Annotated in this window: 12 protein-coding genes and 1 pseudogene; 6 read left to right on the forward strand and 7 right to left on the reverse strand. The window is 59.8% G+C overall.

The features are described from left to right. Nucleotides 1–17 precede the first annotated feature (17 nt). The 3 genes from AC1RN6_RS14650 to AC1RN6_RS14660 form a co-directional block, all read right to left on the reverse strand. Nucleotides 18–1,592, reverse strand: a complete 1,575-nt coding sequence (locus AC1RN6_RS14650) for a M20/M25/M40 family metallo-hydrolase (protein ID WP_493006171.1) — start codon at nt 1,590–1,592, stop codon at nt 18–20. Between the two features lie 217 nt (nt 1,593–1,809). Continuing rightward, complete coding sequence (locus AC1RN6_RS14655) at nt 1,810–2,022, reverse strand: protamine P1 domain containing protein (protein WP_493006172.1); 213 nt, start codon at nt 2,020–2,022, stop codon at nt 1,810–1,812. Nucleotides 2,023–2,160: 138 nt separating this feature from the next. After that, complete coding sequence (locus AC1RN6_RS14660) at nt 2,161–3,435, reverse strand: E22 family MetX-like putative esterase (protein WP_493006173.1); 1,275 nt, start codon at nt 3,433–3,435, stop codon at nt 2,161–2,163. 144 nt (nt 3,436–3,579) lie between these two features. On the opposite strand from AC1RN6_RS14660, the gene AC1RN6_RS14665 reads away from it, so the two are divergent. Next, the gene (locus AC1RN6_RS14665) at nt 3,580–4,437 is read left to right on the forward strand and encodes a D-hexose-6-phosphate mutarotase (RefSeq protein WP_493006174.1); all 858 of its coding nucleotides are present in this window, start codon (nt 3,580–3,582) and stop codon (nt 4,435–4,437) included. Between the two features lie 20 nt (nt 4,438–4,457). On the opposite strand, the gene AC1RN6_RS14670 is transcribed toward AC1RN6_RS14665, so the two are convergent. Further along, entirely contained in the window at nt 4,458–5,444 is a 987-nt protein-coding gene (locus AC1RN6_RS14670) for a quinone oxidoreductase family protein (RefSeq protein WP_493006175.1), read from the reverse strand. A 100-nt stretch (nt 5,445–5,544) separates the two neighbouring features. Here AC1RN6_RS14670 and AC1RN6_RS14675 point away from each other — a divergent pair, with 100 nt between their 5' ends. The 4 genes and pseudogenes from AC1RN6_RS14675 to AC1RN6_RS14690 all read left to right on the forward strand — a co-directional run bounded on the left by AC1RN6_RS14675 (nt 5,545) and on the right by AC1RN6_RS14690 (nt 8,069). Then, entirely contained in the window at nt 5,545–6,450 is a 906-nt protein-coding gene (locus tag AC1RN6_RS14675) for a LysR family transcriptional regulator (protein WP_493006176.1), read from the forward strand. 83 nt (nt 6,451–6,533) lie between these two features. Further along, the gene (locus AC1RN6_RS14680) at nt 6,534–7,157 is read left to right on the forward strand and encodes a glutathione S-transferase family protein (RefSeq protein ID WP_493006177.1); all 624 of its coding nucleotides are present in this window, start codon (nt 6,534–6,536) and stop codon (nt 7,155–7,157) included. Between the two features lie 43 nt (nt 7,158–7,200). Continuing rightward, nucleotides 7,201–7,617 (forward strand): hypothetical protein, encoded by a 417-nt coding sequence (locus AC1RN6_RS14685; RefSeq protein ID WP_493006178.1) that lies wholly within the window; start codon nt 7,201–7,203, stop codon nt 7,615–7,617. Nucleotides 7,618–7,635: 18 nt separating this feature from the next. Then, nucleotides 7,636–8,069: pseudogene (locus tag AC1RN6_RS14690) on the forward strand (trimeric intracellular cation channel family protein). 61 nt (nt 8,070–8,130) lie between these two features. Here the strand turns inward: AC1RN6_RS14690 and AC1RN6_RS14695 are convergent. Further along, nucleotides 8,131–8,970 (reverse strand): hypothetical protein, encoded by an 840-nt coding sequence (locus AC1RN6_RS14695; RefSeq protein WP_493006179.1) that lies wholly within the window; start codon nt 8,968–8,970, stop codon nt 8,131–8,133. Between the two features lie 359 nt (nt 8,971–9,329). Here AC1RN6_RS14695 and AC1RN6_RS14700 point away from each other — a divergent pair, with 359 nt between their 5' ends. Beyond that, nucleotides 9,330–10,463, forward strand: a complete 1,134-nt coding sequence (locus tag AC1RN6_RS14700) for a S1C family serine protease (RefSeq protein ID WP_493006180.1) — start codon at nt 9,330–9,332, stop codon at nt 10,461–10,463. Between the two features lie 97 nt (nt 10,464–10,560). On the opposite strand, the gene AC1RN6_RS14705 is transcribed toward AC1RN6_RS14700, so the two are convergent. Beyond that, nucleotides 10,561–11,310, reverse strand: a complete 750-nt coding sequence (locus tag AC1RN6_RS14705) for a hypothetical protein (RefSeq protein ID WP_493006181.1) — start codon at nt 11,308–11,310, stop codon at nt 10,561–10,563. A gap of 93 nt (nt 11,311–11,403) precedes the next feature. Further along, a complete protein-coding gene (gene speG, locus AC1RN6_RS14710) occupies nt 11,404–11,967 on the reverse strand; it encodes a spermidine N1-acetyltransferase (RefSeq protein ID WP_493006182.1) in 564 nt (187 codons plus the stop codon). Nucleotides 11,968–12,187 lie beyond the last annotated feature (220 nt).

Raw genomic sequence — 12,187 nt, forward strand, 5'->3', positions numbered from 1 at the left:
ACTAAACTTCACGTCAATTACTTGCCCTGGAAAGGCTCAAACGGCTCGGTCAGGATGCCGGTCAGGGTGCGCACGCCGTCGATGTAATTCCCGAGACGCATGTTCTCGTTGGCGCTGTGCTGGTTGTTGTCGGCATTGACCAGCGGCACGATCACGAACGGAATCTTCAGCGCGCCGACCATGGCGCCGGTCGGCACGGTGCCGCCCATCATGCGGATCTGTACCGGATCCTTGCCGTAGGTCTTGTTGAACGAGCTGCGCAGCCATTTGCCGATCGGCGAAGCCAGGTCGGTGCGCACCGCCATGCTGGATGCGGAGACTTGCGCGTAGTCCAGCGAAGCGAGCTTGGCGTAGCGGGCGCGATCGTCATCGGTCGGCTCGCCCTTGACCAGATGGAATCCCTGCTTCTCGATGTGCGACTTCAGCAAACCCAGCAAGACTTGCGGATCGGTCTCAGGCACGGTGCGCAGGTCGAGTTCGGCAATCGCCACGCCCGGCACGATGGTGCGCGCCTTGGCGCCGACATCGGCGGACTGCAGGCCGCGCACGTTCAGGGTCGGGTATTGCATGGCTTCCTGGTAGTTCTGTCCGACCTTCTCGGCCTGGGCGATGCCAAGGCGCTTGCGCAGAGCGACTTCGTCGTCCGGCACGGCGCGCATGATGCGGCGCGATTCGTCGTCCAGCTTGACGGCATCATAGTAGCCGGCGACCGTCACGCGGCCGTCATCGTCCTTCATCGAAGCCAGCAGGCGCGCCATGGTCTGCGCCGGATTGGCGGCGTAGTTGCCGTAGTGTCCGCTGTGGCTGTCCTGGCGCGGGCCGAACACCTTTAGCGTGGCCTGGGCCACACCGCGGTTGCCGAACACCAGTGTCGGCAGATTGCTGGCGTGCATGGGACCGTCTAGTACCACCAGCAGGTCGGACTTCAGCAGCGCCTGATGCTCGCTGATCACCTTGCCCAGCGAGGGCGAACCTTTTTCTTCTTCCGAATCGAGGATGATCTTGACGTTCACCGCCGGCGCGGCGCCGTTGGTCTTGAGCGCATCGAAGGCGGCCAGCATCATCATGATCGGCGCCTTGTCGTCAGCAGATGCGCGGCCGAACAAACGCCATTCCGGATTCGGATTGGCGGTGTAGAGCTGATCGATAGGAAGCGCTTCCCATTGGCCGGCAGCGTTGCGTTGCTTGAGCGTCGGCTTCCAGGGGCTTTCCTGTTGCCATTCGGACGGTGTCACCGCCTGGCCGTCGAGATGCGCGTAAAACAATACGGTCGGCTTGCCTGCCTTGTTGCCCGGCAGCTCGGCAAACAGCATCGGACGGCCGTCATTGGCCAATTGCTGTGTGCGGAAGCCGCGACGCTGGAAGGCCTGTTCGAACCATGCCGTGTTGCGTTGGATATCGGCCGCCACGACGGAGTCGTTCGGGATGGCCAGCACTTCCGTCCATTCCTTGAAGGTGGCTTTGGCAGCCGTGGCAGCTTGCGCGCCGGTCGGCGCATCGGCAGCAAAAAGAGACGACGACGCCAGCATGGCGACGGCAACGCCGGAGGCGATACAGGTGGCGCGGAGAGAGCGGCGGGAGATGATGTTCATACGATTTCCTCAAGGCAATGGAACGGCCATGATACAGAAATCATCTCCCTGCGAATATCCATCTGCATGCCGAAGATGCGCCAGAGAGGGTGCAAACGCACGCCCCCTATGACCCCGGCACGAATGATGAAAATTATTTGTGAATTACGGCACGTACAGAATGGCAGCCAGCAATCGACGATCAACCATCAATGATTGCGGCCCTGCGTCCGCGACATCAGGCCGATGTGTCGATGATGTTGCCGATGGATTTCCAGCCGGCGGAGACATCGTCAGCCACGGTGTGGGCGGCCGACTTCACGGTGTCCACAGTCGAGTCGACGGCGTCGCTGATTTCATCGCCCACTTTGGCGACGGCATTTTTTACCGGTACATAGATGTTGTCGTACAGCGCATTGGAATACGAAGAGGAAACGGATGAAACGCTCATGGCAGGCTCCTTGAAAATTTCGATGAATAATTCTGTCTTCATCATAGCCATTCAGAGCGCAGACAAGAACAGGCCGGAGCGCCATTTCAGGTAAATCGGATTAAAGATTTGTAAGGACGCGCGGCGCCCGGATGTCTGCTACGGCGTCGCCAGAAAGCGCGAGATCACGCCGGCCGCCTTGTCGAGGTTAAGCACGCCTTCCAGATGTCCGCCCGGCCCCTGCAACAGATACAGCATGCCCTGGCCGCCCTGTTTCTTGAAACGCTGCAGCGCTTCCATCGACAGCTTGGGCGGAAACACCAGGTCGCTGTAGCTTGGAATGAACAGGATCTTGGCCTTGATGCCTTTCACTTCTTCATCAGTGAGGCGATACAGCTGATTCGCCTTCGACATGTAGATGATGCTGTTGCCGTCCGCAACCTTGGCGCGCGCCCGCGCACCGGCTTCCAGCGCCGACTCGATCTTGAACAGATTGCCCATCGCCGCACCCGGCGCCTTGTCTGCATCCGCAGGCGTATAGCCGAAGGTGGCCTGTGCCCAGTCCCAATGACGCGTTTGCACGGTCACGATCTTGAGTGCTTCCGCGACACCGTCATCCGGGTCGCCGCTACCGTAGTAATCGCCCTGCTTCCATTTCGAATCGAGCCGCACCGGCAGCGACCAGACATCCAGCAAGGCGATCACGTAGGGACTGATTTCAAATCCCGGTCCGATCACATGCACCACGCGCTTGACGAAATCGGGATACAGCGCGGCCCATTCCATCGCCTGAATCGATCCTCCCGACGCCCCGATGGCCGCCGCCAGCTGATGCACGCCTAGCTTGTCGAGCAACTGCTTGTGAACGCGCACGGAGTCACGCATGGCCACCACCGGAAAATGCATGCCGTACGGTTTGCCGGTGGCAGGACTGATCGATGCCGGACCGGTGGTGGTGACCATCGGATCCTTGACGTTGATGTTGACCAGCGTATCCGCGCTGATCACAAAAAACTTGTCGGTGTCGATCGCCTTGCCGGGACCGATGATGCTGTCCCAGTATCCGGGCGCGGCATCACTCTCTTTGTACTTGCCTGCGGCGTGCGAGGTCCCTGAATAAAAATGGGCGATGAAGATGGCGTTGTCGCCTGTGTCGTTGAGTTTGCCGTAGGTTTCATAGCCGACGCGCACGTCGCGGATTTCCTGACCGGCGACGGTCTTGTAGGACGGCAGCGTGAATATCTGCTTGTTGACCAGCGGCAACGGCGCCGATGAAGAAGACTGCTGCAACTGCTGCGAGGGCGGCTGCGGCATCTGCTGCAGCGGCTGAGGACGCACCGGCGTTGGCAGCGACGAGGCGAAGGAAGCCGGAAAAGACAAGGCAAGAGGCAGAGCGAAAGAGAGGATGAGAGACAGATGGCGCAACTTCATCATGAAGCGAATCTCCTTGGCGTGAATGTGACAACCCGGCCACTCTACGGCAAGCATCGCCGCATCACAACCGGGCATGTGTAAAAATACGCCTCTTTACAGTTCACATACTGTTTCAATGCGGTTTCAATACAACGGAGATTTCCTGTGTCCACTACTCACCTGCCCGATGTCGCCGGCCTGCTGCATTTGCGCAATGCCCAGGGCGACAGCGCCGTCATCAGCCTGTACGGCGCGCAACTGCTCTCCTGGACAACCGCTGAAGGACGCGAGCATCTCTATTGCACGCCGATGCCATCGGTCAAACCGGGTGCGTCAATCCGCGGCGGCGTGCCGGTCTGCTTCCCGCAATTCTCCGGCCGCGGCACACTGCCAAAACATGGCCTGGTGCGCAATCTGGTCTGGCATGTCGACGGCGATGTAATCAGCGGCGACGATCAGGACGTCGCCTGTGTACGCCTGGTCGCCACCGATACCGATGGCACGCGTGCGCTGTGGCCGCACAGCTTCCTGCTGCAATTGCAGGTGGAGCTGGGCGCTGGCTGGGTCAGCGTTGCACTCAACGCCACCAATACCGGCGAGGCCGCCTTCGACTTCACTGCCGCACTGCATACCTACCTCGCCACACCCGACGTGCGCCAGTCCGCCGTTGCACAGCTGGAAGGCACGCGCGTGCTCGACACCACCGTCGCCGGCGGCAGCGAAGCCGTGCATGGCGCCACGCCGCTGCGCATCAGCGACGAGACCGACAACATCTATTTCGCCGCGCCGGCGGCGTTGTCCCTGTTGCAGGACGAGCAACCCTTCCTGCAGCTGGATCAGCAAGGATTCGCCGACAGCGTGATCTGGAACCCCGGTCCGGCCAAGGCGGCGCAACTGGGCGACATGCCGGCGGAAGACTGGACCCGCATGCTCTGCATCGAAGCAGCGCAGATCGAGCATCCGGTCCGCCTGTCGCCGCAAGCGACCTGGCGCGGCGTGCAGCGACTGACGCGCAGCCGCTGACAACCGCCCAACGCATCAACTTACAAGGTCAGCAATAGCGCGCCCTGCACCGCACCGGCCTCCAGCAGGCGGTGCGCCTGTGCAGCCTCTTGCAGCGGCAAGCGGTCGGCAATGTCGATCTGCAATCCCGCCTGCAGTTGCGCCACCGCGGCATCGGCTGCGAGGCGATACTGTTGCAGGTCGCCGATAAAGCTCAGGATGCTGGGCCGCTCCAGCAACACGCCTCGCGCCTGCGCTGCCGGCAGCGCTTCTGCCGGCGCCCCTTCGCCGGAAATCGATCCGATGCTGATCGTCATGCCGCCGCTGCGGGTTGCCTCGATACTGCGCAAGACATGCGCACCGCCGATGCCGTCGATCACAAGATCGGCACCTTTGCCGCCGGTAAGATCGCGCACGGCGGCGGCAAAATCCTGCTTGCGATAGTTGATCGCGACATCCAGTCCGCGTGAATGCGCCAGTGCAGCTTTGTCTTCGCTGCTGACGGTGCCGATCACGCGCGCGCCCATGCGTTTGGCCCATTGCGTCAGCAGCAAACCCAGACCACCGGCCGCCGCATGCACCAGCACAGTCTGACCGCGTTGCAGACGCGCGTAGTGATTCAGCAGCAAATGGCCGGTCATCGCGCGCAGCATACCGGCGCCGCCCTGCTCCAGCGACACATCGTCAGGCAAGACGATCACACGCGCCGCGTCGAGATCGACATGCTCGGCATAGCCACCACTGCGTGCAACCCACGCCACGCGCTGGCCGACTCTGAGTGTTGACACCCCGGCGCCGACGGCTTCGATGACGCCGCTGCCTTCCACGCCCGGCACGCCTGGCAACGGCAAGGGATAGCGTCCGACACGGTAGTACACGTCCACATAGTTGACGCCGGCGATGTGCTGACGCACGCGCACCGCGCCCGACGCCAACGGCGCCAGCGTGCGCGAAGTGAACTCCAGCTGCGTGGCGTCGCCGTAGGACGAAAATTGGATGACTCTGGAAGTGACTGCTTGCGCGCTCATGTGCATGCTCCGTATCGAAAGAGTAGAAAAAAGAGGAAGTGGACGCTCAGAATAACTTCGTGCAAAATCAATCGGAATTCCCTATTTCCACCCAGCCATTGTGCAAAAATCGACAAACACGCCGTCAACGCCTTTCGCTCTTGAACAGCTCTCCTGGGATGACGTACGCTACTTCCTCTGCCTGGCGCGCGGCGGCAGCCTGTCGGCAGCGGCGCGTCTGCTGGCGGTGGAGCATTCAACGGTGGCGCGCCGTATCGGCGCGCTGGAAGCCGCGATCCGGCTGCGCTTGTTCGACCGTCTGCCGCGCGGCTGGCAACTGACCGATGAAGGCAAGACCTTGCTGGAAGCGGCGGAACGCATCGAACTGGAAGCCCACGCCTTCGGCCGCGCCATCCAGGGCATGACCGCCATGCAAGGCACCGTGCGGCTATCGGCGCCGCCGGCGTTGTCCAGCCATTTTCTGATGCCGCTGATGGCGGAGAAACATAAAGAGTGGCAAGGCATACAGCTTGACCTGGTCGGTGAAATCCGCGCCGCCAACCTGCACCGGCGCGACGCCGACCTGGCGCTGCGCCTGTCGCGCCCGGAAGAACCCGGCCTGCTGGCCCGCCGCCTCGGCAGCGCCGGCTACGGCCTCTACGGCAGCAGCCGCTGGAAACGCGTGGCGCGCACCAGGCGGCAATACATCGGCTATGGCGACGCACTGCAAGGCGGTCCGCATCGCGCGTGGCTGGCGCAATGCGCAGACGATGCGCCGTATGTGCTGGCCGCCAGCGACTTCGCCATCCTGCATCAGGCTTGCCGGTCGGGATTGGGATTGACCATCCTGCCGCATTTCATCGCGCGCAACGACGACACGCTGATCGAATTCGACAGCGGCCTGGACGCCATGCAGCGCGACATATGGCTCACCGTCCATCCGGACCTGCGCCGCTCGCCGAGGGTGCAGCGCATTGCCGGCCTATTGGCACAGATCATTCAGGAGCAGACCGCGTTGCTGAGCTGACGCGTTCGATCCCGGCCTGCTGAAAATCGCGGTTCAGGATATGCTTTCGGGGTTACCCACATTTCCTGTCCGTCATCCCCGCCATGATCAAGATCCTTGGAAAGCCAACTTCCATCAACGTCCGCAAAGTTCTCTGGTGCTGCGAAGAACTGAACCTCCCCTACGAGCGTGAGGACTGGGGCAGTGGATTTCAGCCCACCCAGGCGCCGGAATTCCTCGCTCTTAATCCCAATGCACTGGTGCCGGTGATCGAAGACGACGGTTTTGTTCTGTGGGAGTCGAACAGCATCATCCGTTATCTCGCCAATCGTTACGGCAACGACAGCTTTTATCCACGCCATCCCCAGACGCGCGCCCGCACGGATCAATGGATGGATTGGCAGGCCACCAATCTGAACAACTCCTGGAGTTATGCGTTCCTGTCGCTGGTGCGCAATTCGCCGGCGCATCAGGATCCGCAACAACTGGCCGCTTCCGTCGCCGGCTGGAACAAACACATCGGCATCCTTGAGCAGCGGCTGCAAGCCACCGGTGCCTACGTCGCCGGCGACCGCTTCACGCTGGCCGACATTCCCATCGGCCTGTCGCTCAACCGCTGGCTCGCCACCCCCCTGGAACGTCCCGACTATCCGGCCGTGTCGGCGTATTTCCAGCGGCTCAAAGAACATCCCGGTTTTATCCGGCACGGCTGCAACGGCACCCCATGATCCGGCCTGCCGGCTTATCGACATCTGACATCGACCGACGACCATGAACAATTCCGCCAATCGCCTTGTAGACATTTTCTTTTACGGCCTGCACATGGATGCGGAATCGCTGCAGCAAAAAGGCATCGTCATCCGTCAGCCGCGCCTGGCCACTCTCCTGCATCACAGTGTGGTCGTACGCGAAAAAGCCATGCTGCTGCGTGAGAAAGACGCGCTCGCCTACGGCATGCTGTATCAGTTGACGCATGCCGAAATCGACCTGCTCTACCAGCATCAGACCGGCTATCGTGCCGAAGCCTTCCTCGCCAACGACGGCGGGCACGAAGTCTGCGCCATCAGCATGGTGCATATCGAACCGCCGATCGGTTCGGCCATCGATTACGATTATGTTTCCAAACTGCGTGGCGTATTGGAGCGTCTCGGCTTTCCGGTTGACCATCTTCCGGCAATGCTGGTCTGAGGAGACCAACCGATGCTGCTGCACACCATCTATCTGATCGCCATCACGGCCGAAGCCATGTCCGGCGCCATCATGGGCATCCGCCGCGAGATGGACCTGTTCGGCATCTGCCTGATCGGCACAGTGGCAGCATTGGGCGGACCTTTTCCGAATATAACCCTTTCATCGTCGTCATCTTCGGCATGATCACCGGCATGATCACCGGCGTGTTCGGCGGCCTGCTGCGCGACGTGCTGTGCAACCAGATTCCGCTGGTGCTGCAGCGTGAAGTCTATGCCAGTGTGTCACTGGTGACGGGCGGCTTATACGTGGGATTTCTATGGCTGGAGATTAACACCAATGTGGCGTCGTTGAGTGCGCTGGCGGTAGGATTCGTGTTCCGTCTGCTGGCGATCCGCTATCACTGGATGCTGCCGCGGTTCAACGACAAGGATGTGCAGGGTTTTGAGTGAGCGCCGGCCTGCAGCGATAATCTCGCAACGATCTCCTCAAGAACCCTGACGCAAAAAATACCTACTCGATGATGATCGGTTCGATCGATGGCAACGCAACCGGTTGCGTTGTGAATTGCACGCTGCTTTCATCCTGATCGATGCCGTCGGTGGCTTTTTCCACATTCATGTCATCAGCTGCATCGTTGTTTTGCTGGCTGGCCTGGCGTCTCTTGCGTTCCGCTGCCATCAGCTTTGCCGGCAATGGCGTCCACACAATACTGGTATTGACTGCATACATCTGGCACACGACGTTACGCCATTTTGCGCAACGCTGCATGGCACGTGTCGCCGGATCCGAAATCCCAGGCACATCGGTCACGCTCACGCCCCACGTCGCCATCCATCTGCCGTTACTGGCGATGAGAAAGGCACGCGGCAATCTCTGTTGCAGCCATCTCTCGTAACCGGCCCGCCCTCTGTCATTCACTCCCGGCAACGCCATGCCGTCACTGAGGGACGCATAGGTGCTGCGGCGGAAGCTGAGGCGGCGATCATTCATTCGCGGCGCTACGCCGGGGAGCAAAGCGATATCCGCTCTGGCCTCGTCTACCGGACGAGCGCGCAGCACGGTCTGCTCAAAATGCTGCTTGTCTTCAGGGTCCGGCGTGAAATCGAACTGATAGTAGCTACGCTCGCCGGCCTTGACCTGAATCGTACGTCCGCGATTAAAGCCCCATGGCCCGGGGCTTACGACAACGTTGTGCTTGCCGGGCTCCAGATGAAAGACAACATAAGTGCCATTCGCCAATGCCGGTCCGATATGGCCATCAACCGTGGTATAGAAAGGCTGCGCCCTGGCGATATCGGATTTTTTGCGATAGATATAGACGTCGCCTTTGTTTTCGTCCACCGGTTTCATCGGTGTACCGGCCCGCGGTGCTCGCGCACACCCCGAAACCAACACTGCTGCTGCGATAAAAAGGAAAGCGTAGACACGGGGCAGTCGCGAACCCGCCGTTTCTGTCTGATGTGGCATCTGATATTTTTTCTTATCTGTTGAGGGATCCCCCCGGCGATTCTCACCGATGTCAATTTAACGGTCAAGCAACAACAATGCATTCTTCAGAGTATGTAAAATATCCCGGCAGCGCATCTCCGAGCGGCTTTGCGCCTCGCTCGTCAGCACTTTGACAGTATCTGGTGCTAGAGTCGCTCAGACGATCTCTGCGGTAAAAAACAGAAGAACGCAGCGCCATGCCGGACAAGAAAATCAAAAACATGCCTCCTCTTTCTTCCTCTTCGCCCACTTCGGCCAATTCGGCGCTGCCGCTCGTTGCCACGCTGCTTGCCCTTGGCCTGACCTCTCTTCCTGCATATGCCGCGCGCTGGCAGGAAGTCGGCGCCAGCGAAACATCGCTCGACAAAAGTTACATCGACATCGACTCCATCAGGCAGGAGGGTAACTTCCGCGTCGTACAGTTCATGACCGTCTACGAAAAGGCGCGCGTCAACTCGCACGACATCAAGATGGACCGTTACATCCAGCGAACCGCGTTTGATTGCAACAACAAGGCCTTCTCTCCGATTTCTACCGTCGGTTATCTGGATGGACAGCGGGTCGGTTTCAGTCCGGTACGCACCGATTGGACCAAGAGCTTCCGGCCGTTGCCCGATACGCCATTCTCTCAACGCTCGCTCACGCTCGCCTGCTCCGCTCCGGCGCAGAACGTCCAAGCGCCCAAAGCGATAGTGCAGCCTCCCGCATCGCCGCCAAAACAAAAGTCAGGCAGCGGCACCGGCATCATCGTCAACCGCGATGGCTACGTACTGACCAATCACCACGTCGCCGAGGGCTGCAAGACACTGGCCATAAAAGGCAGTGGCGGCAACGCATCGAGAGTGTCTGCGGAACTGGAAGCAATCGATCCGAAAAATGACCTGGCGCTGCTCAAGGCCGGACAACCCTTCGGCCAGGCCGCCAGTTTTCGCATGCAGGCCAAGCCACCGCGGCTGGGAGAGGAAGTGGGCGTCATCGGCTATCCGCTGCCGGGACTCTTGTCGAGTGAACCTAAAGCAACATTCGGCCAGATCAATGCACTCGCAGGCATGAACAACAACCGTGCACACCTTCAAATTTCTGCACCGATCCAACCCGGCAACAGCGGTGGTCCGGTACTCGATGCCAGCGGCGCCGTCATCGGCGTGGTGGTATCGCAGGCTGCCATGTCGATCGCTCAATCGACCGGTTCCGTGCCGCAGAATATCAACTTCGCCATTCGCGGAGAGATAGCGCAAGCGTTCCTGGCTGCGCATCACATCGATTACATCATTGCGGAGCCAGGCAAGAAACTGGAAACAGATGAAATCGCCGAAAACGGCCTGCAATTTACCGTGCAGGTTCTCTGCAACTGAATCGTCAGGCAAGGCATGGCGGGATGAGCGGCAATCGACAAGCGGCAAGTGCCGCGAGACGGCGAGGCTCAGTGCTGCGTCAGTTGGCGTAACGCGCTCAATCCGGATTCAGACAGCTCGGGTAGGGTTCTTTTTCACCCGGCAGGCGGGCACACAGCCTGACCGGAGCAAGCTGCTGGTACCTGCCTACCCATTTCGCCATGCTGATGGGCACCGGCATCGCCGACGGCATGCCTCTTTCCGCCCACTGCACAGTGTAGTAGTCACGCTCGCCCCTGATCACGACGACCAGCGCCGACTCGCTGGTGCGCCCTGCGGTTGCAGGCGACTGACCACAGCTGACCACCATGACGTATTGTTCGTAGCCGTTGACGATGCCCTCGGACATCTTCTTCTGACTGAAAGAACTCGAACATGCGCGCCGGAAACCGCCTGCGATATGTTCTGCGTATCCCGCCGGCGAAATGGTCACCTCTGACGCCGTATCCTTGACGCCACTGATCGTTATCATCTGCGTCCAGGCGCCGAGATCTTCCCCTTCCGGAACCGACTCGCGGATGTAACGCTGCGACGAAGTGTTTTCAGAAGCCGTCCTGAATCCCTTGGGATAGCCCAGATAGAGAAGCTGGCTGTAGACCGGCGTCGCCGATTTGACAACGGCATCCTGCGGCGCGCCATTCGCGGCCTCTTCCGGCGAAGTCGTTTCCGTCATGACCGGCGCCGGCATAACCTTTTCTTCGCCGCCGTCTTTCTTCGTTGCTTTTGGATCACTCTCCTGCGCCACGGCATGACATGCCAGGGAGACAAGAATAGACAGAACGGCGAATGTAGGGAAAGAGCGCTTCATATTGTTGTGATCGTCTGCGGTGACCGGTTGATCTCGATTTCTCAGCCGTGATTCTACATAAAGAGCAGCAGACGGCAAGCTATCCGGCGCAGATCAATCAGCCGGAGACGCATCCGCTTTACCTTGCCTGCCCGCTGCGACATAGTCCGCCTGAAACATGCACATGCGTACCGCATCGCGATACTCGCCGTTGACGAAGAATTCACTTTTCAACACGCCTTCTCTGACGAAGCCGCATTTCTCATAAATGTGTAGCGCTTTCACGTTCTCCACGTCGACGTAGAGATACAGCTTGTAGAGGTTGAGGACGAGAAAAGCATATTCAATCGCCAGCAAGGTAGCGGATGCAGCATAGCCCTTGCCCTGCGCATGCGGCGCGACGATGATCTGGAATTCGGCGCGCCGGTGGATGTGATTGATCTCCACCAGTTCGACCAGTCCGACTCGCTCGGCGGCATCGCTCTCCAGAATAAAGCGCCGCTCAGTCTGGTCATGCACGTGGCGATCATAAATCTGCATCAGCTCGACATAAGCTTCGTACGGTTCTTCGAACCAGTAGCGCATGATGTGGCTGTTGTTATCGAGCTTATGGACGAAGCGCAGGTCTTCGCGTTCAAGGGGGCGAAGTTTGACGCCGAATTTGGTGAGGGTGGTCATGTTTTCCTTTTTTGATGTCCGCGGTACCGAGGCCAGACCCGATGCACCTTCAGGGTTTCAGGCCTGTCATTTTCGGGGGCTGTCAAGGTGTCACGCAGTCGGACCGCAGGATGGTGCGCTAGTTTCTTCCTCCTTTCCGTCGCCGCCCCGCAAGACAGGAGCAGATGAAATAAATATCCATGCCATTTTCATGTATTGAATTTTTCTCGCTTGTTGCCGG

It is taken from the genome of Herbaspirillum sp. GW822-FHT03A08 (assembly GCF_058801885.1).